The sequence below is a fragment of the Pseudomonas sp. ADAK13 genome, assembly GCF_012935715.1.
GTDB lineage: Bacteria > Pseudomonadota > Gammaproteobacteria > Pseudomonadales > Pseudomonadaceae > Aquipseudomonas.
Window position 1 is genome coordinate 6,187,204 of the sequence record NZ_CP052860.1, and the last position, 22,178, is coordinate 6,209,381.

The window sequence follows — 22,178 nt, forward strand, 5'->3', positions numbered from 1 at the left end:
ATTGGCACGACCGCAAAAACCTGCGGTCAATCAGAAATACCTGCCAAGGAATTTGCGCCATGCCCGATCCCGCGTTGCTTGCCGACCTGCCCCGCGACCTGCATTACGTCGACGACACCCAGCCCGGCATTTCCCGGAAAAAGCTGCGGGGCAAATTCCAGTACTTCAAGGCCGATGGCACACGCATCAGTGACGCCGACGAAATCAAGCGCATCAACGCCCTCGCGGTGCCGCCGGCCTACACCGATGTGTGGATCTGCGCCGACCCGCGCGGCCATCTGCAAGCCACCGGGCGCGATGCCCGAGGGCGCAAGCAATACCGCTATCACCCGCGCTGGCGCGAAGTGCGCGACACCGACAAATACTCCCGGCTGCAACAGTTCGGCAGCGCCCTGCCCAAGTTGCGCAAGCAGTTGGAAGCGCAGATCGCCGCGCCCGGCTTCAATCGGGAGAAGGTGCTGGCCACGGTGGTGCTGTTGCTCGATGCCACCCTAATCCGCGTCGGCAATACCCAATACGCACGGGACAACCGTTCCTACGGCCTGACCACCCTGCGCACGCGCCATGTGGACGTCAAGGGCAGCGAGATCCTGTTCCAGTTTCGCGGCAAGAGCGGCATCGAACACCAGATCACCGTCAAGGACCGGCGGCTGGCCACAGTGATCAAACGCTGCCTGGAGCTGCCAGGGCAGAACCTGTTCCAGTACCTGGACGAGAACGGCGAGCGCCACACGGTCAGCTCCACCGACGTGAATGCCTACCTGCACACCCTTACCGGCGCGGACTTTACCGCCAAGGACTACCGCACCTGGGCCGGCAGCGCCCTGGCGTTGGCGGTGTTGCGCGAGCTTGAATGGCAGCCGGAATCCGATGCCAAAAAGCACGTGGTGGAAATGGTCAAGAACGTCGCCAAGCAATTGGGCAATACCCCGGCGGTGTGCCGCAAGTGCTATATCCACCCGGCCGTGCTGGAGCATTTCAGCCTTGGCGAGCTGGCAAAACTGCCCAAGCCACGGGTGCGCAAAGGCCTGAAAGCCGAGGAAGTGGGGCTGGCAATGTTTCTGGAGCAACTGGCCGAGCGCTTGTAGAAAAAATCCAAACCGGGTTAACCTGCCCGTCCTTTCTGATCCCGGGATGACCGCTGACGTGAACCACTAAGCCTTCCAACATGTAAACGCAACGAGCCGCCTGGCGCGCTTGTTGGCTTGTGCCACATTGTTTTGGAGGTGCTGATGACTGACGTCAAACGGCTGCCTGTGCTTGTTTCCCTGCAACATGTGTATTTCCAGTTCGCCAATGGCGAAACCCTGCTGGACGACCTGAACCTGTCTTTCGATCGCACGCCCACCGGGATTGTGGGGCGTAATGGCGCGGGCAAAAGCGTGCTCGCGCAATTGATTGCCGGCAGGCTGGCGCCCTCTTCCGGTACGCTTGAGACCTGCGCCCGGCTGGCCTATGTCCCACAGACCCTGAGCCTTTCTCCCGGGCAAACCGTCGCGCAAACCACCGGCACCGCCGACGTGCTGGCCGCCCTGGACCGGTTGGCCCGGGGCGAAGCGCACACCGACGACCTGGAACGGATCGATGATCGCTGGGACCTGGCCGAGCGCCTGCGCCAGGCGTTGGACGCCGCGGGACTGGCCGGCGTCGGTTTCGAGGACCGTGCCGATCAGTTGAGTGGCGGCCAACTGGCCCGCCTGGCGGTGATCGGCGCCCTGCTGGCCAATCCTCAACTGCTGATTCTCGATGAACCCACCAATCACCTGGACAGCCAAGGCCGCGAATGGCTGCTGGGCATACTGGGCGAGTGGCGTGGCGGCTTGATCGTGGTCAGCCACGACCGGCAATTGCTCAACCGCATGCGGCGAATCATTGAGCTGTCGCCCTTGGGCACCCAAGTCTACGGCGGTAACTACGAGGCGTTTCAGGCTCAGCGTGAGACCGAACAACACGCCGCCCAGGCCACCCTCGAACATGCGCGCCTGGTGCGCAGCCGCGAACGCAAGCGCCTCAAGCAAAGCAACGATGACATCCAGCGCCATGCCGCCCGCTCCCGCAAGCACGCCGAAACCGCAAACGTGGACCGTTTCACCAAAGCGCGCTGGAAAGGCGCCGCCACCGAAATCGTCAGCACCGTACGCAGTGCCCATCAGCAACACAAGGATGCGCTGGATGAGCGGGTGCGCAAAGCCTACGAACAGGTGGTGGATGAGACGCCCACCCTGCTGGCATTACCCGGCACGGCGGTGCCTTGCGGTCGGCAGGTGTTGACCCTGGAGCACACGCAACTGCCCTGGCTGGATCCGCAACGGCCGACCACCTTCCTCAGTGCCCAGCTTATGGGGCCGATGCGGGTGGCCGTCCACGGGCCGAACGGTTGCGGCAAATCCACGTTGCTCAAATTGCTGGCGGGGCAGTTACGGCCGGTCAGCGGTGACTGCACGGTGCATGTACCGACGGCCTATATTGATCAGCACCTGGCGCTGCTGGACGACCAGCGCTCGATCGTCGAACAGCTCAACCTGCTGGACACCCCGCTGGCCGAGGGTGAATTGCGCACACGCCTGGCCTTGCTGCAACTGGACGCCTTGCGCGTGACACAACCCGTGGCGCGGCTCAGCGGCGGCGAGCGGCTGAAGGCCGCGATGGCAATTGCCCTGTGGCGCAAAACCCCGGTGCAACTGTTGCTGCTGGACGAACCGACCAACCATCTGGACATGCAATCGGTGATCGCCTTCGAGCAGGCATTGCAGGGGTTTACCGGGGCGATGGTTGCGGTGTCCCACGATGCCGAGTTTCTCGCCGCACTCCACCCCAGCCACACCCTGACATGGCAACCTGCGGGCTGGCGCCTGGAACCGGTGTGAAAGGCCTGCGCCAAGTCATTGCAGCCGAACGCAAAGCGCCCTACGGTAGTGGCCGGATAATCTCACCGAGGAACCCGGCCCCATGCTGCCTTCATCCCTGAAGCCCTACACCAACGCCGCCCTGTTGCACCGCCACAAATGGCGCGGGCGTGTCGGGCTGATGCTGGTGGCCAGCCTTTCCGTCCTGGCGGGGATGACCGACGCCATCGGCTTCATGGCCAGCGGGGATTTTGTCTCGTTCATGAGCGGCAACACCACGCGCCTCGCCGTGGCGATCAGCGAAGGCGACCTGGGACTCACCGGGCGCCTGACGCTGTTGGTGGCGACTTTTATCGCCGGTAACGCGCTGGGCGTGATGGTCAGCCGCATCAGCCGGCGCCATGCCCTGCCGCTGTTGCTGTGCATCGCCACCTTGCTGTGCGGGGCCGCGGCCTGGCCGTTCGAGGATCAGTTGCCAGCGTTGCTGGCGGCGATCATCGCCATGGGCATGCTTAACGCCGCCGTCGAAGAAGTGAATGGATTACCGGTGGGCCTGACCTACGTCACCGGGGCGCTGTCGCGATTCGGGCGCGGGCTGGGCCGCTGGATGCTCGGTGAACGGCGCAATGGCTGGCGCGTGCAACTGATCCCCTGGGCCGGGATGTTTGCCGGTGCGGTGATCGGCGCGGTGCTGGAGCATCACATGGGGATTCGTGCGCTGCTGGTCAGCGGTTTGCTGTCGGCGCTGCTGGGGCTGGTGTCGCTGAAGATTCCCCGGCGCTGGCACCTGGGGTATATGCCACGCTAGAAAAAGACTGCCCTCCCGGCGCTCCGGCCTCGACGTCCCTGTACCGGTAAAGAGCCGTCACGCCGGGTGAGCACGGGAATACTAAGACAATGCCCGCGGGGCTGTCCGCAGGGCATTTCTGAATTTTTCTAACGTAAGGGATTACAGGCAAGTCGCCAGTGCGGCGAGGCGACGCTTGGCCGGGTAGTCATCCTGGGCTGCGTAATAGTTGACGGTGGCGCCAGCGCCCGCGCTGCGTACATCGACAAAATAATCACCCGCCGTGGTGTAGATGGTGAAGCCGCCGGCCTGTGCGGGCTCCATAAAACCACCGGCGTCCACGCCGAATACGGCTTCGTCCTGCCAGCCGAACTGGATGCACTGGGCAACCACCAGCGGCGCCTTGTCCGAGGCCAGGGTTTTGTAGGGCGTACCGGTACGCGCCTCTTTCATCTTAGAGCCTGCGCAACCGGCCAGCGATGCCAGTACCAATGCGCCAATGACCACCATCCGCATACCGTAGCTTCCTTGGAAAAAACGCGACTGTACCATTAGCAGGCGACACCGAATGATTATTGCGTCACCCTGCCGCCTACTTACGAACCCGCTTTTACCCGGAAACCCCATGACACCCAACGCCGAGCGCTACAACCCCTCCACCGACTACGCCGACAAGCTGATCAGCCGCATCGGCCAAACGCCTTCGTGGATCGCCAAACGCATCGGTGTGACCGACAAGCGCATCCGCTACATCCTCGACGGGATGCGCACCGTCAAGGGCGAGAGCACGCCGATCCAGATGACCTACACCGAGCAGTTTGCCCTGGAGTGCCTGGCGGCCGAGGCCAAGGCCAACAAGAAAGCCGCGGCCCCGGTTATCGAATAGCTGACAGATTCATGAACTTTGTTTCACTGTGAAGGGAGACCTTGCCGCCTATAGTCGGCAGGCTCATTTTTAAGAAGTCTCCCTTCTAGCTCGCCCTCCCGCGGGCTTTTTTTTGCCTGTTTTTCAGAGCAGCCAGCGGAACAGATAGAACAGCGCCATGCTCAACAGCACGGTGATCAACACGCTGCGGGTCCAGAACATCAGCGCCACCGCGCTGATCCCGGCCAGCAGGTAGGGGTTGCTCACGCTCAGATTGAGTGTGTGGTCGGCGAGGAAAATGATCGGGCCGCAGATGGCGGTGAGCATTCCCGGTACGGCAAAGCCGAGAAACTCCCGCGCCCCGCGATTGAGGCGCACCGGCAGGCGCGGCTCGATAAACAGGTAGCGGTTGAGAAACACGATCAGGCCCATGCCAAAAATCATCACGAAGATCATTGCTGCCCCACTCCCAGCCGCTTGCAGGCAAACCCCGCGCTCATCCCCAATACACCGGACACCACCACCGCCGACTCCCAATGCAGGTAGCTCAGCCATACCGAACACAGCAACGACACCGCGACACAGACAATGGTCGGCACGTCGCGCACCACCGGGGTGATCAGGGCGATAAAGGTTGCGGCGATCGAGAACTCCAGGCCCAGTTGATCGAGCCCGGGAATGCTTTTGCCGAGCACGATGCCGGCGAAGGTAAACACGTTCCAGATGATATAGAACGTCAGGCCAACGCCCAGGGCGTACCAGCGGTTGAAGGTCTGGCGGTCATATTGGCTGACCAGGGCGAAGAATTCGTCGGTCAGCAGAAAGCCCAGGCTCATGCGCCACCGGGCCTTGAGCGGCGACAGCGTGGGACGCATGTGCATGCCGTAGAGCAAATGCTGGGAGGTCAGCAACAAGGTGGTCAGCAGGATCGAAATCAGGCTGGCGCCGCTCTTGACCATGCCGATGGCCACCAGTTGTGCAGCACCGGCAAACACGATGGTCGACAGCCCCTGGGCTTCCAGCGGGGTGAATTGGGCGTCAATTGCAGTGGAACCGGCCAGCAATCCCCAGGGCGCGCAGGCCAGGGACAACGGAATGATCGCAATCGCGCCACGGGAAAAGGCGTTTAGAGGCAGAGCATCAGGCATACACAACGGGCTCATCGACAGTCAGTCGACAAGCATGCCAGCGGTGTCAGGGATTGTCTTGAACGATCGTGCTCACGCCAGCTTGACCGACACTCGCTCCACCGCATCCCGGGCTTCGCGCAGTTCGTGGGCGTCCTGGTTGAGCCGGTGGATGGTATTGAGCAGGCGCTGGCGCAGCACTTCATCACTGAGTTTTTCGACGGCGCGCATCAGGTCAAAGGCCGCGGTTTCGTTATTGTCCGCGACGGAATCGAGGGTCTTGCGCAGGTTGCGAGTGGCACGGGTCACACGTTTTCTTCCTTCATCACCAATGGGCAGGCACTTTAGGACATTTGTGTTTCAGTTTAATTTCAACCACTTGTCGTCGATTGTCGGGCCGTTGACGTAGATCAATCGAAACAGGGTTTGACCAATACATATGGAAATACGTATATTCGTATCTCCATATGTATCAAGGCGTCTCACATGGCCGATCCCTTCTCCCCGCCCAACGTCTTCAAATGCCTGGCCGACGCCACCCGCGTCCGGCTGACGCTGTTGATTGTGCGCGAAGGCGAACTTTGCGTGTGCGAGTTGATCCATGCTCTGGACGACAGCCAGCCAAAAATCTCCCGCCACCTGGCGCAACTGCGCAGTTGCGGGTTGCTGCTGGACCGTCGCCAGGGCCAGTGGATTTATTACCGCCTCAATCCGGCATTGCCTGAGTGGGTGACGGCGGTGCTCGACACCACCCTGCAAGCCAACCAAGCCTGGTTAAAAACAGACGCCCAGCGTCTGGACACCATGGGCGACCGACCACAACGGGCCAGCGCCTGCTGCTGACCCTGCGGAGAGCTTTTCATGCTTGTTGCCGTTGCTATCTTTCTGTTCACCATCATCCTGGTCATCTGGCAGCCCAAGGGCCTGGGCGTAGGCTGGAGCGCCACGATGGGCGCGATCCTGGCCCTGGCGCTTGGCGTTATCAGCCTGGCGGATATTCCGGTGGTGTGGCACATCATCTGGAACGCCACCGGCACGTTCGTCGCACTGATCATCATCAGCCTGCTGTTGGACGAGGCCGGCTTTTTCGCCTGGGCCGCCTTGCATGTGGCGCGCTGGGGCCGTGGGCGCGGCCGGCGATTGTTCGCGTATATGGTGCTGCTGGGTGCGCTGGTCTCGGCGTTGTTCGCCAATGACGGTGCGGCGCTGATCCTCACCCCCATCGTGATGTCGATGCTGCTGGCGTTGCGCTTTTCACCGGCGGCGACCCTGGCGTTTGTCATGGGCGCCGGGTTTATCGCCGACACCGCGAGCCTGCCCCTGGTGGTGTCCAACCTGGTGAACATCGTCTCGGCCGACTACTTCAAGATTGGCTTCAACGAATACGCCGCCGTGATGGTGCCGGTAAACCTGGTGAGCGTTGCCGCGACCCTCGAGGTATTGCTGTGGTTTTTCCGACGCGATATTCCGCAAACCTACGACCCGGCAGACCTCGACGATCCCGCCAATGCGATCCACGACCGCGCGACGTTCCTGGCCGGCTGGTGGGTGCTGGGCATTCTGCTGGTGGGCTGCTTTGCCCTGGAACCGCTGGGCATTCCCATCAGCGCCATCTCCGCCGCTTGCGCCACCTTGCTACTGGTGATCGCCGCCAAGGGCCACAAGATTTCCACCCGCAAGGTGCTGAAGGAAGCGCCCTGGCAGATCGTGATTTTCTCCCTGGGCATGTACCTGGTGGTCTACGGCCTGCGCAACGCCGGGCTGACCGACTACCTCGCCACCTGGCTCGACACCTTCGCCGGTTACGGCGTATGGGGCGCCGCCCTGGGCACTGGCGTGCTGACCGCCCTGCTGTCTTCGGCGATGAACAACCTGCCGACCGTACTCATCGGTGCACTGTCCATCGAGGCCAGCCATGCCGTGGGCGTGGTCAAGGACGCGATGATCTACGCCAACGTTATCGGCAGCGACCTCGGCCCCAAAATCACCCCCATCGGCAGCCTGGCCACCTTGCTCTGGCTGCATATCCTGGCGCGCAAAGGCATCACCATCACCTGGGGTTACTACTTCAAGGTCGGCATTGTGCTGACCCTGCCCGTGCTGTTGATCACCCTCGCCGCCCTCGCCTTGCGCCTGAGTTTCTGACGGAGTCCACTCAATGAAAGTCCTGTTCATGTGCACCGCCAACAGCTGCCGCAGCATCCTTTCGGAAGCGCTGTTCAATCACCTGGCGCCAGAAGGATTCCTGGCCATCAGTTCCGGCAGTTTTCCCAAGGGCCAGGTACTGCCCCGCAGCCTGACCACCCTGAAGGCCGCCGGCATCAGCACCGAGGGTTTGTACAGCAAGGGCAACGACGCCTTTGAAGGCAACCCGCCGGACATCGTGATCACGGTGTGCGACAAGGCTGCCGGGGAAGCGTGCCCGGTGTATTTCGGCCCGGCACTCAAGGCGCACTGGGGGCTGGAAGATCCGTCAGATGTTCAAGGAGATGAAGCTGAGATCGACGCTGCGTTTCACACCACCCTGGACATAATTGAACGCCGTTGCCGGGACTTTTTCGAGATTCCGTTTGCCAGCCTGGGTCCGGTCGAAATCAAGGCCGAACTCGATCGCATCGCGGCGCTGTAACCGGAGCAACTGATGAGTACCCTGCCCAACCTGAACCACGACCTGTCCAAGCCGCAACAACTGGACCCACCGCCGCGCATCCTGCTGCTCTACGGCTCTACTCGGCCACGCTCGTTCAGCCGTCTGCTGGTGGAAGAAGCCGCGCGCCTGTTGCAGCACTTTGGCGCCGAGACACGCATCTTCAACCCCTCGGGCTTGCCACTCCCGGACGATGCGCCCAACGACCACCACAAGGTCCAGGAACTGCTGCAACTGATGCAGTGGTCCGACGGCCAGGTCTGGTGTTCGCCGGAGCGTCACGGCTCGATGTCGGCGGTGTTCAAGGCACAGCTGGACTGGGTGCCATTGGCCCTCGGCGCGGTGCGTCCGACCCAGGGTAAAACCCTGGCAGTGATGCAGGTATCCGGCGGCTCGCAGTCGTTCAATACCGTCAACCAGTTGCGGGTGCTGGGACGCTGGATGCGCATGTTCACCATCCCCAACCAATCGTCGGTGCCCAAGGCCTATATGGAGTTCGACGACCAGGACCGCATGAAGCCGTCGGCACTGTATGACCGGGTGGTGGATGTGATGGAAGAGCTGGTGAAATTCACCCTGCTGCTGCGGGATCGCCCGGACCTGGTCGACCGCTATTCAGAGCGCAAGGAGAGCAGCGAAGCACTGTCGAAACGGGTCAATCAACGGTCGATCTGAAGCCCTTTTCCGGCGTATGCTCGCGGGCAACCGTCACTGCGAGCCACCTCAATGCGTTCCATGCAACACGCCTGGCTGGGCAACTACGAAGTCAGCAGTACCTCCTGCACCGGCTTGACGTTTGCCCGCCACAGCCACGATGAATGTGTGATCGGCGTCAACCTGCTCGGCGAGGAACAGGTGTGGCTGGACCGCCGCACCTTCGAGGCGGGCCCCGGCAGCATCACCTTGTACAACCCGGGGCAAATTCAGGGCGGCGGCGCGGCCGAGGGGCAGCCGTGGCGCTTTGTCAGCCTGTATGCGACCGCTGACCAATTGGCGACCGACCTGGGCCTGGCGCACCTGGAGTTCGACCGTTCGCTGTGCTTCCAGCCGGAATTGGCGATGAAGCTGGCCGGGGCGATCGAAGGCTCGTTGAGTGCCGATCCAATGGCCCGCGAGCTGAGCGAAGAAGCCCTGGTGGTGCTGCTCGGCGAAGTGGTCAGTTACAGCGGCGTGCGCCTGCCCGGTAGCACCGCAGCGGGTCGCGGGCTGGTGATCAAGGCCCAGGAGCTGCTCGCCGAAAACCTGCATCAGGCCGTTGCCCTCGACACCCTCGGTGATGAGCTGGGCCTGTCGAAATTCCATCTGCTGCGGGCCTTTCAGAAAGAAACCGGACTGAGTCCGCGCCAGTGGGCGATGCAACTGCGCACCCGACGCGCCAAAGGCCTGCTGCGCTCGGGCGTTGCAGCGTCGCAGGTTGCCCACGCCCTTGGGTTCGCCGACCAGAGCCATCTCAATCGGCATTTCCGGGCGGCTTACGGCATCACACCGGGGCGCTATCAAAGCGTACTCAAGGGCTGAAAAGCGCAATCTGGTTCAAGACGCCTCACCTGCCCTCGCGCAAAATGCCGGCCATCACTTGAAGGAAGGCAGGCAGGCATGTTGACGATCTTTTTTTCGGCGCTGGTATTTGGTTTTGTGTTTTGCCTGTCGCCGGGGGCGGTGTTGGCGGAGACGCTGCGCCGTGGGCTGTTGCATGGGTTCACGCCGGCGCTGCTGGTGCAGATTGGATCGCTGGTGGGGGATGCCGTGTGGGCGGTGATTGGGCTGACGGGCATGGCGTTGTTGATCCAGCATGAGTCGGTGCGGGTGCCGCTGACGGCCGTTTGTGGGTTGTATCTGGCCTGGCTCGGGGTTCGCAGCCTGATGGACGCCTGGCGCTTGCCAGAGGCCGAAAGTGCACCGGCCGGGTCCGGGCAGAATGCGCTGGTGGTGGGGGCGGCTATTTCGTTGGCTAATCCGAAGAACATTGTTTATTGGGGGGCGCTGGGCAGTGCGTTGTCTGGGATAGTCGGGGCGGCGCCGAGCCATGGGCAGACGTTGATGTTTTTTGCGGGGTTTATGGTGGCGTCGGTGCTTTCGTGCTTTCTGATTGCGGCACTCGTCAACCTGCTGCGCCAGAACGCGTCACCCCTATGGCAGCGTGTCAGTTATGGGGCGTGTGGGGGGGTGTTGCTGTATCTGGCGATTCTGGCTTTGCGTGCGATTTGAGGGAGGGGTTGGGCGGTGGGCATATCCGTTGCTGCGGTCACGGCCTCCTAAGGTTTCGCTCTTACAGCGACTCACTTTGGAAAAGCCCCAAAGTAAGCAAAAGGCTCTGCCCCGCCTGTCGGCACCTCGCTAAGGCTCGGTGTTCCCTCACTCCGGCGATGCTCCGCGGGCCGCCGCGATGGGCCATCCTTGGCCCAGCGCGGCTAAACCGGCGTCCTGCCGGTTTACCCGCTCCGCACCACCTGCGTTCGGCCTCGGGCTGAATGGGGCAGTCAGATCAAGATCAAAAGCAAGAGCACAGCGGCCTACAGGCCGGCTTGAGTGGTAGAAGCCAGAGCAAAAGCCAAAGCCAAATCTGAAACTGATGCAGCTCTGCTTTTCTGTGGGAGCTGGCTTGCCTGCGATGCAGACAACTCGGTCTCTCAGGTACACCGAGGCGAGGCCATCGCAGGCAAGCCAGCTCCCACATTTGACTGTGCCCGCTCTGGCTTTAGATTTTGATCTTGCCTTTGCTTCACACCACTCAAGCCGGCCTGTAGGCCGCTGTGCTGTTGATCTGCTTTTGATCTTGATCTTAGGCGCCCCGTTAAACCACGCTGGCCGAACGCAGGTAGTACGGAGCGGGTAAACCGGCAGGACGCCGGTTTAGCCGCGACGGGGCAGGGACGCCCCGTCGCGGCGGCCCGCGTAGTAATGCCGGAGTGAGGGCACACCGAGCCTAGGCGAGGTGCCGAGTGGTGGGGCAAGAGCCTTTTGGTTACTTTTGGGCTCTTTTCAAAAGTGACCCGCTGTAAGAGCGGAACCAATCGAAGCCATCACAAAAAAAACGGATATGCCCCCCCCGGAAAAATCAAGCCACGCCTCTGATCAAGCCGGCCACCGCCGGTGCAGATCATCGATAACATAGTCGTGCCTGTGCACCCCGCCATGGTTAAGCGCCAAGTGCGGATGCCCCACCGGCAGATCATCATGACGATGGAACATCTGGATTTGCTCATGACCCGGTCGCCACAGAAAAACGCAAGCCATCAGCGCCAACACCGCTATCACCGCCATCGCGGCAAACGACGCCACCAACCCCGCATTGGCACTCAACCAACCCGCCAGCGGATAAGTGATCAACCAGCAAACGTGAGACAGCGCAAATTGTGCGGCAAACAACGCCGGACGATCTTCAGCGTGCGCAGAACGACGCAACAAACGCCCTCCCGGTGTTTGCGCCAGCGAGTAACCAACCCCCAGCACACACCACAACACCCACAACTGGCCGTAACCCGACAACTGGATACCGGCGCTCAACCCCACTATCAACAACCCGCCCCCCGCCAACATCGCCACCCGGTCACTGATGTTTTTCAGAAGCCCGGGCAACGCCAATGCGGCAATCATCGACCCCGCACCAAACGCCGCCAGCGCCATCGCAGTAAACCGTTGCGGCAATTCAAAGCGCGACTGCACGAGCACCACGGTGTTGACGATCACCATGGAGCTGGCCGCCGCCACCGCCAGGTTCAACGCCAACAACCCGCGCAGGCGCGGTGTCGCAAGGAAGATCCGTACGCCCCGGGTGGTGCGTTCATAAATGCTGCGAGGCACCATCGCCCGGGCCTGAGGCAGCAGCACCGAAGACACCAGCAGCGCCGACACCACAAACCCCACCGACGTACCGGCAAACAGGCTGTGGAAGCTGATCACCGTCAGCAATGCGGCGGCCAGCATCGGGCTCACCACGCTTTCCATGTCGTAGGCCAAACGAGCCAGGGACAGCGCCTGCGTGTACTGCTTTTCATCGGTGAGGATGTCCGGGATGGTCGCCTGGAAGGTCGGGGTGAAAGCCGCCGAGGCTGACTGCAGGACAAAGATCAACAGGTAGATCTCCCACACCTGCGTCACAAACGGCAGCGCCAGGGCCACCAGCGCCCGGGTCAGGTCCAGGGTCACCAGCATCGCCCGACGTGGCAGGCGCTCGGCAAAGGCCGCGGCCACCGGGGCAACGCCGATATAGGCGGCCATCTTGATCGCCAGCGCCGTGCCCAACACCGCGCCCGCCTGGGCACCCGCCAGGTCGAACGCCAACAAGCCCAGCGCAACGGTGGTCAAGCCGGTGCCGATCAGCGCGATGATTTGCGCCAGGAACAAGTGGCGATAGGTTCTATTGCCGAGAACATCGAACATGGGAAGTTGCCTCGTGCGCACACACATAGAAGTTGTTGCGGCATTGTGACTCCGCGTTATCCACCTGGTACAGATCATTTATCAATAAGTGCATTGGATACTAGAACTTCCCTCCCCTTTTGTCTGAACGAACTCTGAACCGGTAACAAATTAAGTCATTAAATGTTGACAGGCCGCAACTGCCTGAGTAGATTGCCCGTGCCTGCAACTCCGGGCCATTTTTTAACCTCACAAAAGAAGCCAATGGACACAGTATCTAGTCGCTGTCCGATCACCGTGAATGCGGCGAATCGGGCGCAAAACCCAGAGAAAATGACGGGACTCGCCTTTCCGGCCGAGTAAGCTGCGCTAGAGCCTGACGCTCCAACGTAACTGCCTCACCGGATGCCAGTCCGGTCCCGAGGTGTGTTATGACCTTTCAACTGATTGCTTTGCCTGATCTGCGTACGCTGGCGTCGGCCCTGCGTGCCAAATTGTGCCGCGAGCCCGTAGGCTTTTCGCCTACCCGCAGCGCTTTTGTGACCTCATCTCCCCGCGTGTGCCCGGCTCCCCTGGCCCACTGGCGTATCTGCCCCACCACCGGCCACCTGGTCCAGCAATGGGATCACGCCGACCCTCAAGACCCACAGAGACGGGACGTTTCCGGCCTGGTCGCGCAAGCGAGCCTGATGCTGAGCCTCTACGTGGACGCTCGCGCGGCGTAAGCCGGCTGGAAACAGCAACTTCCTGATTATCTGTTAATTATTTAGCTGGAGTTCTCTATGGACGAAGCCAGTAGTAGCCCGCTGCGCGCTAGTTAACTAACGCGCTGTTAGCGGGCCTCTAGAAAGTTACTCAACACTTTATTTAAACCGATCGCGAAGTCAGCGACTCGGCATGCTTTCGCTCGCCTGTCATCAGGTAAGTACCGGGTATGTTTTGTCGAAAAATTGGCGACAGGAGTACACACAATGAGCGCAGTAAAAAACCCGAAACTGCACAAGAAAAACGGCACCGACACCGACACCAAGCTGTCGATGCGTGCTGCCCGCGAAGCCCAGAACGGCCTCTCGGCAACCCTCGCCAATGTCCGGGCAACCAAGGATGGCCTGACCGAACTGGACGCCTCTGCCCGCCTGCAACGTGAAGGCTACAACGAGGTGGCCCACGACAAGCCGCCTCACGCCATCGTGCAATTCCTCCAGGCACTGAACAACCCGTTCATCTATGTGCTGCTGACCCTGGGCGGCATCAGCTTCGTTACCGATTACTGGCTGCCGCTGCAGGCCGGTGAAGAAGCCGACCTGACCAAGGTCATCATTATCATGACCATGGTCATGCTCAGCAGCCTGCTGCGGTTCTGGCAGGAACACCGCTCGGCCAAGTCCGCCGAAGCCTTGAAAGCCATGGTGCGCACCACTGCCACGGTGTTGCGCCGCGAACAAGTGGGCTCCACGCCGACCCTGCGGGAAGTGCCGATGCGCGACCTGGTGGCCGGCGATATCGTGCAACTGTCAGCCGGCGACATGATCCCGGCCGATATCCGCCTGATCGAGTCCCGCGACCTGTTCATCAGCCAGGCCGTGCTGACCGGCGAAGCCTTGCCGGTGGAGAAGTACGACACCCTCGGCGATGTCACGCAAAAATCCGCCACCTCCACGGCGGCAGACCAGGGCAACCTGCTGGACTTGCCGAACATCTGCTTCATGGGCACCAACGTGGTCAGCGGCCGGGCGAAAGCCGTGGTGGTTGCCACCGGCCCACGCACCTACTTTGGCTCCCTGGCCAAGGCGATTGTCGGTTCCCGGGTACAAACCGCATTTGACCGTGGGGTGAACAGCGTCAGCTGGCTGTTGATCCGCTTCATGCTGGTGATGACGCCGATCGTGTTTTTCCTCAACGGTTTCTCCAAGGGTGACTGGAGCGATGCCTTGTTGTTCGCCCTGGCAGTTGCGGTGGGCCTGACCCCGGAAATGCTGCCGATGATCGTCAGCGCCAACCTGGCCAAGGGCGCAACCGCCATGGCCAAGCGCAAAGTGGTGGTCAAGCGCCTCAACGCGATCCAGAACTTCGGTTCAATGGACGTGCTGTGCACCGACAAGACCGGCACCCTGACCCAGGACAAGATCATCCTCGAGCACCACGTCAACGCCTTTGGCAACCGTGATGACTCGGTACTGACCCTGGCCTGGCTCAACAGCCATCACCAAAGCGGCATGAAGAACCTGATGGACCAGGCGGTCGTACAGTTCTCGGAACAGAACCCGAAGTTCCAGGTGCCGTTCGCCTACAGCAAGGTCGATGAATTGCCGTTCGACTTTATCCGTCGTCGCCTGTCGATTGTGGTCAAGGACGCGCAAAACGATCACCTGCTGGTGTGCAAGGGCGCGGTCGAGGAGATGCTGAGTATTTCCACCCACGTGATGGAGGGTGACGTTGCCGTCGAGCTGGATGATCGTCGTCGCAACGAGTTGCTGGCGATTGCCCAGGATTACAACGAAGACGGCTTCCGGGTGCTGGTGGTTGCCACCCGCAACATTCCAAAGGCGCTGGCGCGCAACCAGTACACCACCGCCGATGAGCGCAACCTGGTGATCCGTGGTTTCCTGACCTTCCTCGATCCGCCAAAGGAAACCGCAGGCCCGGCCATCGCTGCCCTGCGCGAAATTGGTGTGGCGGTCAAAGTGCTCACCGGCGACAACGCCATCGTCACCAGCAAGATCTGCCGCCAGGTCGGCCTGGAGCCCGGCGTGCCGTTGCTGGGCGTGGAAATCGAAGCGATGGACGACGCCACCCTCAAGCTGCGGGTTGAGGAACGCACGGTGTTTGCCAAGCTGACGCCGCTGCAAAAGTCCCGGGTGCTCAAGACCTTGCAGTCCAACGGCCACACCGTGGGCTTCCTCGGCGACGGCATCAATGATGCACCGGCCCTGCGGGACGCCGACGTGGGTATCTCGGTGGACAGCGCGACGGACATCGCCAAGGAGTCGGCCGACATCATCCTGCTGGAAAAGAGCCTGATGGTGCTGGAGGAAGGCGTGCTGAAAGGCCGTGAGACCTTCGGCAATATCATGAAGTACCTGAACATGACCGCCAGTTCCAACTTCGGCAACGTGTTCTCGGTGCTGGTGGCCAGTGCATTCATTCCGTTCCTGCCGATGCTGTCGATCCACCTGCTGCTGCAAAACCTGATGTACGACATCTCCCAGCTGGCCTTGCCGTGGGACAAGATGGACAAGGAATACCTGGCCAAGCCGCGCAAGTGGGATGCGAAAAACATTGGCCGCTTCATGATCTGGATCGGACCGACCTCGTCGATCTTCGACATGACCACCTTTGCCCTGATGTGGTACGTGTTCTCGGCCAACAGCGTGGAAATGCAGACCCTGTTCCAGTCCGGCTGGTTCATCGAGGGGCTGCTCTCGCAAACCCTGGTGGTGCATATGCTGCGCACCCGCAAGATCCCGTTCTTCCAGAGCAACGCCGCATGGCCGGTGATGATGATGACGTGCATCGTGATCGGGCTGGGCATCTACGTACCGTTCTCGCCGCTGGGCGCGATGGTGGGCCTGGAGCCGCTGCCACTGGCGTACTTCCCATGGCTGGTGGGCACCCTGGTCGCCTACTGCTGCGTGGCACAGCTGATGAAAACCCTCTACATCCGCCGCTTCAAGCAGTGGTACTGATCAACCGCCCCTGAAAAGCGCTGGCTATCGATGGATAGCCAGCGCCTGCGGAGACTGACAATGAACCGACTCATGAGCTACCTCGACAACGCCGCACGCGCGATGCTGGTGTACGGCCTCGCCCAAGCCGCCAAGGCGGTGATGGTGCTGGGCGTACGGCTTTACGTACGCAACCTGCTCAGCGCCGTGGAAATGCGCTTCATGCTGGGCTTTTCCAGCACGTTGAACAGCACCTGCCTCCGCTTGCTGCGCCCGCGTCGATAAATGGCAATACGCAATACAAGGAAACTTCACCATGCGCGTCTTGATCTGTGCAGGTCGTCATTACGCCGATACAAAAATGTCCCGCCAGGTGCTGGACGCCTACCACCGCCTGCGCCCGGTGCAGGTATTGATCCACGGCGGCAGCCAGTTCCTGGGCAGCGACGTGGAGGACTGGGCCCGGGAAACCGGCGTGGATGTGGTGCGTTACCCACCCAACTGGCAACGCCATGGCAAGCAGGCCGAGCGTCATCGCAACCAGTTCATGCTCACCGACAGCCGGCCCGACGTGATCATCGCGCTGCCCGGTGGCGACGACACCTCGGAACTGGTGAGCCAGGCCAAGGCCTGCGGCATCCATGTGCTGACGGTAGACAGCTGAATCAACCCTTACTGGAGCATCCAGACATGAACGAAGAACCCAGTTGTAGCAGTACCCAGTTGCACACCCTTTTCTATTTGAATCACGGCGCGTCCCTGCCAAATCCGGCCGGGACACGCCTCAGGCTGTTGATCGAGGTTCACCATGTACAAGAAACACACCCCTGACGGTTTCACCAAATACCGCAACCGCAGCACCCACGTTACCTTCCATCCCCTGCCCGCCTCCAAGCTACGAGCGGTGCGGCGTAATCTGATCTTCGTTGGCGTGACCCTGGGCGTCGTGCTGGTGCTCAGCCTGATGTCAAATGCCTATGCGGCCGGCGGCTCCTACGTGGTCGACGACGGCGCGATCAATGCCCCGGGCGAATGCAATGTCGACGCCTGGTTCACCGCCAATCGGCACGACGGCTCAACCCACAGCGAAACCCTGGCGCCGGCGTGCACCTCCACTGCCATTCCGTGGTTGCAGTGGACTGCCGCCGTGTCGCGGGCCAACCATGATGGCGAGGGCGAAACCCAGGTGAATCCGCAGCTCAAGGCGCAGTTGTGGGCCCGGGAAGACCTGGGCCTGGAACTGGCCGCGTCTGCCGGCGTGCATTACGCGCTGAACCGCCAGCATTCGTTTGATGGTGCGGACTTGAATGTGCCGTTTACCTGGCAGCCCATGGAGGCCCTGCGACTGAACTTCAATGCGGGCTGGAGCCATGCCTATAACGACGGCGACCAAACCCATCGACCGACCTGGGGCACCGGGCTTGAATACACCCTGGCCGACTCACTGACGCTGATCGCCGAACGTTACGGCCAGCAAGGCGGCGACCAGGCCTGGCAAGCCGGGCCGAGGGTGCATATCGGTAAAAATGTGGATGTGGACCTGGTGGTGGGGCGCAGTTTGATCGGAGATCGGCATCAGTGGCTGACAACCGGCGCTACACTCAGGTTCTAAAAACCAAGGGAAGTACACACAACCTGTGGTGAGGGGGCTTGTCCCCCGCTGGGCTGCGAAGCGGCCCCAGAAAGGCAACCGCGATCTTTCAGAAATACAGCGGTGGATGAATCAGGGCCGCTTCGCAGCCCAACGGGGGACAAGCCCCCTCGCCACAGCCCCCTCACCACACGTGTCAGACGCAAGACTTGCCGCAGCGGCTAAACCTGCCCTTTGGCCTGCTGCTCCAGATGCACCTGCAACGCAGGATCAATCTTCAACTGCCCCGCCAGCTCATCCAGGTAATTGCGTTCCGCATCCTGCTGGTCATCCACCAGCATCACACTGACCAGGTACACCTCGGCCGCCACCGCCGGGTCTGCGGCAAACTCGGCAAAGTCCGCCGGATTCAGCGGTTTGGCCACCTCGGCATCCAGCCATGCCTGCAACTGCGGATTATCGGTGTGCTTGCCGATCTCGGCCGAGATCATCTGCTGCTCGCGCTGATCAATCTCGCCATCGGCCTTGGCCGCCGCGATCAACGCACGCAACACGGCGTGGCTGTGTTCCTCGACCTGAGCGCCGGACAATTGGTCAACCGTTTGCAAGGTCTGCTGCGGTGCCGACGCCTGTTGCCGCTGCCAGGCCTGATACGCCTGGAACGCCATCATCCCCAGGGAGGCCAGCGCCGCATAGTTGGTGCCGCCGGTGCGCCCTTGGGGCGCCGCACGGCTTCCGCCCAACAGGCCACCCAGGCCTCCGAGCAAACCGCCCAGGCCACCGCCGCCGGAAGCTGAAGCGCCACCGCCGCCCAGCAAGCCGCCGAGCAACCCGCCCAAATCGCCGAGCCCGCCCTGGGACGCCGGAGCAGCGCCGCCCTGCTGACGCGTCGAGGCCTGGCCAGCGCGCAGCAATTGTTCCAGTAGATCGCCGGTATTCATGGTGTCACCCTCCCAGGGCGCAGAGTTCCAGATCAACAACAATAGACCGGCTGCGCCAGAACACCATGACCGCCCGGCAGGCACGCACTATCATGCTGCCAACCCCCCATGGAGGACGCACCACGTGACCCGTACCGAGCAGATTATCTTGATGGCGAGCTACAACCAGTGGATGAACCGCAAGGTGTACGAGGCTGCCGGCGGCCTGAGCGACGAGGCGTTAATGGCCGACCGTGGCGCGTTCTTCAGCTCGATCCTGGGCACGCTGAACCACCTCGCCCTGGGCGATCGCGTCTGGCTCAAGCGTTTCGCCGAGCATCCGGCGCAATTTACCGCGCTGGCGCCGTTAAGCGCGCTGGAAGTGCCGCCACGCCTGGACCAACTGGCGTTCGCTGACATCCGAGAACTGTCGGCCCACCGCGCCTGGCTCGACCGACTCATCATCGAATGGGCGCAATCGATCACCGAGCCGGACCTGGAGCAGCTGCTGCAGTACCGCAACATGGCAGGCACGGCCATGAACAAGAATTTTCATGCACTGCTGGTGCATTTCTTCAATCACCAGACCCACCACCGGGGCCAGGTAACAACGCTGCTGACGCAGGCCGGGCGCGACGTGGGCGACACCGACCTGCTGGCGCTGATCGACTAGTTCAACCGGCGTTAAACTCGGCGTAGGCCTGTATCAATGCCGGGAAATTCTCTCGCTCCGGCAACTGCGCAAAGCTGTGCTGCGCAGGGGTCGTCGCCCACGGCAGCTTTTCACTGGTCCAGGTTTCAATGAACGGCACATAGTCGCTGACATCATCAAACATGGTGGGCCGCAGGTTGATCAAATCCTCGACGCCGTTGGGGCGGGAAAACATCCAGCTCATGCAGTGCGGGCAGCAGTAATGGCGGTCTACGCCGTGCAGCCCGCCGATCACCGGGTTGCCCTGGGTGATGGTAAATCCGCTGCTGGGGATCAGCGCGCTCAGGGAGAACGCGCTGGACGACATCTTCTGGCAGCCGGTGCAGTGGCACGCCATGGTGATCAACGGTTTTTCGGTCACGGTAAACCGCACCCGATCACAACGGCAGCCACCTTCCTGGGACTCTTGATTACTCATCTTCCACTCCAGTCACATTGTGTGTGTGCCCGGAGAATAAACGAGCGGGTGCGTCACGAACAGCAGCAGGCTCTATGGGTGCCGACGGGGGCGCAATACCCTCAAACGAACGCCTGGGGCAGCGAACTGTCATAAAAAAGACAGAGCGGTGAAATCAGCCAACAGCTGCCCGCCCTGCCCGCGCGCATCAGCAGATTACCGGTGCGACGCATCCCCCAAGAAGGAGACGCTTACATGGTCATTCACTTCAAGGTCGCCGGGCATCTTGCCTGCGGTCATCACGGCAACAACCTCCCTTCCAGCACCGAGCTGAAGCGGGTCAAATGCCGTACCTGCCGTAATACCGAAGCCTACAAAGAAGCCCGCCGCACCCAACGCAACGCCGCCCGGCGTGCCGCACGCCGATCCAAAGTCGCCCATGCCGCCGGTGACTGGCGCAGCGCCTGGACCCAACGCCTGACCGATCTGCCAGGCCGTCAACGCCTGCCACGCGGCTTCAGCGGCCAGCCATTCGTCTAGGCTGTACAGGACACACCGTGGCGAGGGAGCTTGCTCCCGCTGGGCTGCGTAGCGGCCCCAAAATCCAGGGAGCGCTTCGCACTGGAGCGCCAGCCCGGTCCAGCGGGAGCAAGCTCCCTCGCCACAGGTATGCATCACCCAATCACCTCCCAATAAAAAGCCCCGGACTGGCCGAGGCTGTTGAGGGTTCACGCATCATTGGCAACGGGCCTCGACCGCGCCTTGTAACCCGGCAGTGCAGCAGCATACGCCAGTGCCTGCTCACGGGAACCGAAGGACGCCAGCCGATCAGCCTTGGTACAGACCCGCCACGGGCCACTGTTGACCTGCACGATGTCGTAGCCGTTGAGATGCAGCTTGTTCAGCATGGGAGTGCTCATAGTCACCTCTCTCTCCAGAGATAATCCAGGTGTTTGCCCGGTCTACCATACACCCGGGTAAAGCGGTGTAACCTACCGGGCGTCGCACAGGCGTGCACTTCATGGAGCAGGGAAGATGATCACTATCAAACAGGCGACGGTCAGCGATGTTGCAGTGCTGCGTGACATTGGCATCCAGACCTACACCGAGCATTTCTCGGCCATCTGGAGCCCGGCGGGCATGCAGGGCTTCCTGGACAAGGACTTCTCCCCCGAATCGCTGCAAGACACCCTTGAGCGTCCCTCGGCACATTGTTGGTTACTCGCCCAGGATGAACAGGCACGTGCCGTCGGGTTCGCGAAGGTCAACTGGGACCGGGAGGTTCCGGGCAGCGATAAAGCAGGCGCCGAACTGCAAAAGATCTATTTCCTGAAGTCCGCGGCCGGTAATGGTTACGGCCAGCAGTTGCTGGACCACGTACACCAGCTCGCACGCACCCACCTGCAACCGCTGTTATGGCTCGAAGTACTCAAAACCAACGAAAGCGCCCAACGCTTTTATCAACGCTACGGGTTTGAACGCCTGGCAGAAATCCCTTTCAGCACCGACATCACAGCGATCCCAATGGTGGTCATGTCCCACCGCTTGGCCCGGTAAAAGGCTCATCCTGCATCGGGTAACGGCAAGCCCCAAGCTTGCAGGTCAAACGCCTCCAGGCTCAGCAGTCGACCGTCCGCATGCAGGAACTTCTCCTGCGGCATAGCCGGGTCCGGGATGGCAACGGCGTACATCCCCGCCGCCTTGGCCGCCGTGATGCCGAATGGCGAATCCTCGAACACCAGGCAGTCAGCCGGCGCCACACCCAGCCGTTCGGCGGCCACCAGGAAGATGTCCGGCGCCGGCTTGGCGGCACCCACCTGCGGGTCATCCGCCGTAACGATGGCGTCGAACAAGGCGAACCACTCCCGGTGCAAGGTGGTTTTCAGCTCGAAATAATGCCGCGATGAGCTGGTGCCCACCGCAATCGGCACACCGTGGGCCGACAAATGCCGCACCAGCGCCTGGGCCCCGGCCATCGCCGCCGCTTGTGGAAAGCGCGCATTCATCAACGGCGTGCGTTCCTGCAGGAACGCCTCGGGGCTCATCGGCAAGCCCACGGCCTGCACGATATAGCTGGCGAGCTCATAGGCCCCCAGGCCGATGGTGTTCTGCTTCATGCTCCAGTCAAACGTGAGGCCGTAGCGGTCGGCAATCATCTGGGTGACTTCGGTGTAGATGCCTTCGGTGTCGAGCAGCAGGCCGTCCATGTCGAAGATCACAGCCTTGATCGGCGCGGGTCGCGGTGCATTCATCAAGGTG

27 protein-coding genes are annotated in these 22,178 nt (G+C 61.7%); 18 read left to right on the forward strand and 9 right to left on the reverse strand.

The window, feature by feature from the left end:
* Positions 1–59: 59 nt before the first annotated feature.
* From HKK54_RS28380 to HKK54_RS28390, 3 genes are all read left to right on the forward strand, one after another.
* Complete coding sequence (locus tag HKK54_RS28380) at positions 60–1,088, forward strand: DNA topoisomerase IB (RefSeq protein WP_169388616.1); 1,029 nt, start codon at positions 60–62, stop codon at positions 1,086–1,088.
* Positions 1,089–1,232: 144 nt separating this feature from the next.
* Positions 1,233–2,867, forward strand: coding sequence for an ABC-F family ATP-binding cassette domain-containing protein (locus HKK54_RS28385; RefSeq protein WP_169388617.1), 1,635 nt, complete (start codon positions 1,233–1,235; stop codon positions 2,865–2,867).
* An 82-nt stretch (positions 2,868–2,949) separates the two neighbouring features.
* Positions 2,950–3,654 (forward strand): YoaK family protein, encoded by a 705-nt coding sequence (locus HKK54_RS28390; protein WP_169388618.1) that lies wholly within the window; start codon positions 2,950–2,952, stop codon positions 3,652–3,654.
* 141 nt (positions 3,655–3,795) lie between these two features.
* On the opposite strand, the gene HKK54_RS28395 is transcribed toward HKK54_RS28390, so the two are convergent.
* Positions 3,796–4,149, reverse strand: coding sequence for a hypothetical protein (locus HKK54_RS28395; protein ID WP_010171430.1), 354 nt, complete (start codon positions 4,147–4,149; stop codon positions 3,796–3,798).
* A 109-nt stretch (positions 4,150–4,258) separates the two neighbouring features.
* Here HKK54_RS28395 and HKK54_RS28400 point away from each other — a divergent pair, with 109 nt between their 5' ends.
* Entirely contained in the window at positions 4,259–4,519 is a 261-nt protein-coding gene (locus tag HKK54_RS28400; protein ID WP_010171431.1) for a hypothetical protein, read from the forward strand.
* Positions 4,520–4,642: 123 nt separating this feature from the next.
* On the opposite strand, the gene HKK54_RS28405 is transcribed toward HKK54_RS28400, so the two are convergent.
* The 3 genes from HKK54_RS28405 to HKK54_RS28415 all read right to left on the reverse strand — a co-directional run bounded on the left by HKK54_RS28405 (position 4,643) and on the right by HKK54_RS28415 (position 5,934).
* A complete protein-coding gene (locus HKK54_RS28405; protein WP_010171433.1) occupies positions 4,643–4,954 on the reverse strand; it encodes an AzlD domain-containing protein in 312 nt (103 codons plus the stop codon).
* On the reverse strand, positions 4,951–5,646 hold the full coding sequence (locus HKK54_RS28410; RefSeq protein WP_010171435.1) for an AzlC family ABC transporter permease: 696 nt from the start codon (positions 5,644–5,646) through the stop codon (positions 4,951–4,953). Before HKK54_RS28410 ends, HKK54_RS28405 begins: the two co-directional genes overlap by 4 nt.
* A gap of 72 nt (positions 5,647–5,718) precedes the next feature.
* The gene (locus tag HKK54_RS28415; protein WP_003212603.1) at positions 5,719–5,934 is read right to left on the reverse strand and encodes a hypothetical protein; all 216 of its coding nucleotides are present in this window, start codon (positions 5,932–5,934) and stop codon (positions 5,719–5,721) included.
* A 177-nt stretch (positions 5,935–6,111) separates the two neighbouring features.
* Between HKK54_RS28415 and HKK54_RS28420 the strand changes: the two genes are divergently transcribed.
* From HKK54_RS28420 to HKK54_RS28445, 6 genes are all read left to right on the forward strand, one after another.
* The gene (locus HKK54_RS28420; protein ID WP_010171437.1) at positions 6,112–6,468 is read left to right on the forward strand and encodes a metalloregulator ArsR/SmtB family transcription factor; all 357 of its coding nucleotides are present in this window, start codon (positions 6,112–6,114) and stop codon (positions 6,466–6,468) included.
* Positions 6,469–6,486: 18 nt separating this feature from the next.
* Complete coding sequence (locus HKK54_RS28425; RefSeq protein WP_169388619.1) at positions 6,487–7,770, forward strand: arsenic transporter; 1,284 nt, start codon at positions 6,487–6,489, stop codon at positions 7,768–7,770.
* A gap of 13 nt (positions 7,771–7,783) precedes the next feature.
* The gene (locus HKK54_RS28430) at positions 7,784–8,254 is read left to right on the forward strand and encodes an arsenate reductase ArsC (RefSeq protein ID WP_010171442.1); all 471 of its coding nucleotides are present in this window, start codon (positions 7,784–7,786) and stop codon (positions 8,252–8,254) included.
* 9 nt (positions 8,255–8,263) lie between these two features.
* Complete coding sequence (gene arsH, locus HKK54_RS28435) at positions 8,264–8,947, forward strand: arsenical resistance protein ArsH (protein WP_442962345.1); 684 nt, start codon at positions 8,264–8,266, stop codon at positions 8,945–8,947.
* A 51-nt stretch (positions 8,948–8,998) separates the two neighbouring features.
* Positions 8,999–9,790: an AraC family transcriptional regulator gene (locus HKK54_RS28440; RefSeq protein WP_178121004.1), complete on the forward strand. Its 792-nt coding sequence runs from the start codon at positions 8,999–9,001 to the stop codon at positions 9,788–9,790.
* Positions 9,791–9,868: 78 nt separating this feature from the next.
* Positions 9,869–10,480, forward strand: coding sequence for a LysE family transporter (locus tag HKK54_RS28445; protein ID WP_169388621.1), 612 nt, complete (start codon positions 9,869–9,871; stop codon positions 10,478–10,480).
* A gap of 867 nt (positions 10,481–11,347) precedes the next feature.
* On the opposite strand, the gene HKK54_RS28450 is transcribed toward HKK54_RS28445, so the two are convergent.
* On the reverse strand, positions 11,348–12,655 hold the full coding sequence (locus tag HKK54_RS28450; protein ID WP_169388622.1) for an MFS transporter: 1,308 nt from the start codon (positions 12,653–12,655) through the stop codon (positions 11,348–11,350).
* 410 nt (positions 12,656–13,065) lie between these two features.
* Here HKK54_RS28450 and HKK54_RS28455 point away from each other — a divergent pair, with 410 nt between their 5' ends.
* The 5 genes from HKK54_RS28455 to HKK54_RS28475 all read left to right on the forward strand — a co-directional run bounded on the left by HKK54_RS28455 (position 13,066) and on the right by HKK54_RS28475 (position 17,911).
* On the forward strand, positions 13,066–13,359 hold the full coding sequence (locus HKK54_RS28455; RefSeq protein WP_010171453.1) for a hypothetical protein: 294 nt from the start codon (positions 13,066–13,068) through the stop codon (positions 13,357–13,359).
* A 246-nt stretch (positions 13,360–13,605) separates the two neighbouring features.
* Entirely contained in the window at positions 13,606–16,320 is a 2,715-nt protein-coding gene (gene mgtA / locus HKK54_RS28460) for a magnesium-translocating P-type ATPase (protein WP_010171455.1), read from the forward strand.
* Positions 16,321–16,380: 60 nt separating this feature from the next.
* Positions 16,381–16,584 (forward strand): hypothetical protein, encoded by a 204-nt coding sequence (locus HKK54_RS28465; RefSeq protein ID WP_237151010.1) that lies wholly within the window; start codon positions 16,381–16,383, stop codon positions 16,582–16,584.
* Between the two features lie 31 nt (positions 16,585–16,615).
* Positions 16,616–16,963 (forward strand): DUF2493 domain-containing protein, encoded by a 348-nt coding sequence (locus HKK54_RS28470; protein WP_010171459.1) that lies wholly within the window; start codon positions 16,616–16,618, stop codon positions 16,961–16,963.
* 144 nt (positions 16,964–17,107) lie between these two features.
* Positions 17,108–17,911: a hypothetical protein gene (locus tag HKK54_RS28475; protein WP_169388623.1), complete on the forward strand. Its 804-nt coding sequence runs from the start codon at positions 17,108–17,110 to the stop codon at positions 17,909–17,911.
* Positions 17,912–18,111: 200 nt separating this feature from the next.
* Here HKK54_RS28475 and HKK54_RS28480 read toward each other — a convergent pair whose 3' ends face one another.
* Positions 18,112–18,831, reverse strand: a complete 720-nt coding sequence (locus HKK54_RS28480) for a tellurite resistance TerB family protein (RefSeq protein WP_169388624.1) — start codon at positions 18,829–18,831, stop codon at positions 18,112–18,114.
* A gap of 124 nt (positions 18,832–18,955) precedes the next feature.
* Between HKK54_RS28480 and HKK54_RS28485 the strand changes: the two genes are divergently transcribed.
* Positions 18,956–19,483, forward strand: a complete 528-nt coding sequence (locus tag HKK54_RS28485) for a DinB family protein (protein ID WP_169388625.1) — start codon at positions 18,956–18,958, stop codon at positions 19,481–19,483.
* Between the two features lies 1 nt (position 19,484).
* Here the strand turns inward: HKK54_RS28485 and HKK54_RS28490 are convergent, their stop codons facing one another.
* Entirely contained in the window at positions 19,485–19,940 is a 456-nt protein-coding gene (locus HKK54_RS28490) for a GFA family protein (protein WP_169388626.1), read from the reverse strand.
* Between the two features lie 234 nt (positions 19,941–20,174).
* Here HKK54_RS28490 and HKK54_RS28495 point away from each other — a divergent pair, with 234 nt between their 5' ends.
* On the forward strand, positions 20,175–20,459 hold the full coding sequence (locus tag HKK54_RS28495) for a hypothetical protein (RefSeq protein WP_169388627.1): 285 nt from the start codon (positions 20,175–20,177) through the stop codon (positions 20,457–20,459).
* 188 nt (positions 20,460–20,647) lie between these two features.
* Here HKK54_RS28495 and HKK54_RS28500 read toward each other — a convergent pair whose 3' ends face one another.
* The gene (locus tag HKK54_RS28500; RefSeq protein ID WP_023658809.1) at positions 20,648–20,839 is read right to left on the reverse strand and encodes a hypothetical protein; all 192 of its coding nucleotides are present in this window, start codon (positions 20,837–20,839) and stop codon (positions 20,648–20,650) included.
* 115 nt (positions 20,840–20,954) lie between these two features.
* On the opposite strand from HKK54_RS28500, the gene HKK54_RS28505 reads away from it, so the two are divergent.
* Positions 20,955–21,476, forward strand: coding sequence for a GNAT family N-acetyltransferase (locus HKK54_RS28505; RefSeq protein WP_169388628.1), 522 nt, complete (start codon positions 20,955–20,957; stop codon positions 21,474–21,476).
* Positions 21,477–21,481: 5 nt separating this feature from the next.
* On the opposite strand, the gene HKK54_RS28510 is transcribed toward HKK54_RS28505, so the two are convergent.
* Positions 21,482–22,171 carry an HAD-IA family hydrolase gene (locus HKK54_RS28510; RefSeq protein ID WP_169388629.1) on the reverse strand — a complete coding sequence of 230 codons (690 nt, stop codon included), beginning with the start codon at positions 22,169–22,171 and terminating at the stop codon, positions 21,482–21,484.
* Positions 22,172–22,178 lie beyond the last annotated feature (7 nt).

Bases quoted from the DNA above. Each gene is read 5' to 3' on its own strand.
- HKK54_RS28380 (WP_169388616.1), top strand. From the start codon at position 60: ATGCCCGATCCCGCGTTGCTTGCCGACCTGCCCCGCGACCTGCATTAC.
- HKK54_RS28385 (WP_169388617.1), top strand. From the start codon at position 1,233: ATGACTGACGTCAAACGGCTGCCTGTGCTTGTTTCCCTGCAACATGTG.
- HKK54_RS28390 (WP_169388618.1), top strand. From the start codon at position 2,950: ATGCTGCCTTCATCCCTGAAGCCCTACACCAACGCCGCCCTGTTGCAC.
- HKK54_RS28395 (WP_010171430.1), bottom strand. From the start codon at position 4,149: ATGCGGATGGTGGTCATTGGCGCATTGGTACTGGCATCGCTGGCCGGT.
- HKK54_RS28400 (WP_010171431.1), top strand. From the start codon at position 4,259: ATGACACCCAACGCCGAGCGCTACAACCCCTCCACCGACTACGCCGAC.
- HKK54_RS28405 (WP_010171433.1), bottom strand. From the start codon at position 4,954: ATGATCTTCGTGATGATTTTTGGCATGGGCCTGATCGTGTTTCTCAAC.
- HKK54_RS28410 (WP_010171435.1), bottom strand. From the start codon at position 5,646: ATGCCTGATGCTCTGCCTCTAAACGCCTTTTCCCGTGGCGCGATTGCG.
- HKK54_RS28420 (WP_010171437.1), top strand. From the start codon at position 6,112: ATGGCCGATCCCTTCTCCCCGCCCAACGTCTTCAAATGCCTGGCCGAC.
- HKK54_RS28425 (WP_169388619.1), top strand. From the start codon at position 6,487: ATGCTTGTTGCCGTTGCTATCTTTCTGTTCACCATCATCCTGGTCATC.
- HKK54_RS28430 (WP_010171442.1), top strand. From the start codon at position 7,784: ATGAAAGTCCTGTTCATGTGCACCGCCAACAGCTGCCGCAGCATCCTT.
- HKK54_RS28440 (WP_178121004.1), top strand. From the start codon at position 8,999: ATGCGTTCCATGCAACACGCCTGGCTGGGCAACTACGAAGTCAGCAGT.
- HKK54_RS28445 (WP_169388621.1), top strand. From the start codon at position 9,869: ATGTTGACGATCTTTTTTTCGGCGCTGGTATTTGGTTTTGTGTTTTGC.
- HKK54_RS28450 (WP_169388622.1), bottom strand. From the start codon at position 12,655: ATGTTCGATGTTCTCGGCAATAGAACCTATCGCCACTTGTTCCTGGCG.
- HKK54_RS28455 (WP_010171453.1), top strand. From the start codon at position 13,066: ATGACCTTTCAACTGATTGCTTTGCCTGATCTGCGTACGCTGGCGTCG.
- mgtA (WP_010171455.1), top strand. From the start codon at position 13,606: ATGAGCGCAGTAAAAAACCCGAAACTGCACAAGAAAAACGGCACCGAC.
- HKK54_RS28465 (WP_237151010.1), top strand. From the start codon at position 16,381: ATGAACCGACTCATGAGCTACCTCGACAACGCCGCACGCGCGATGCTG.
- HKK54_RS28470 (WP_010171459.1), top strand. From the start codon at position 16,616: ATGCGCGTCTTGATCTGTGCAGGTCGTCATTACGCCGATACAAAAATG.
- HKK54_RS28475 (WP_169388623.1), top strand. From the start codon at position 17,108: ATGTACAAGAAACACACCCCTGACGGTTTCACCAAATACCGCAACCGC.
- HKK54_RS28480 (WP_169388624.1), bottom strand. From the start codon at position 18,831: ATGAATACCGGCGATCTACTGGAACAATTGCTGCGCGCTGGCCAGGCC.
- HKK54_RS28490 (WP_169388626.1), bottom strand. From the start codon at position 19,940: ATGAGTAATCAAGAGTCCCAGGAAGGTGGCTGCCGTTGTGATCGGGTG.
- HKK54_RS28495 (WP_169388627.1), top strand. From the start codon at position 20,175: ATGGTCATTCACTTCAAGGTCGCCGGGCATCTTGCCTGCGGTCATCAC.
- HKK54_RS28500 (WP_023658809.1), bottom strand. From the start codon at position 20,839: ATGAGCACTCCCATGCTGAACAAGCTGCATCTCAACGGCTACGACATC.
- HKK54_RS28505 (WP_169388628.1), top strand. From the start codon at position 20,955: ATGATCACTATCAAACAGGCGACGGTCAGCGATGTTGCAGTGCTGCGT.
- HKK54_RS28510 (WP_169388629.1), bottom strand. From the start codon at position 22,171: ATGAATGCACCGCGACCCGCGCCGATCAAGGCTGTGATCTTCGACATG.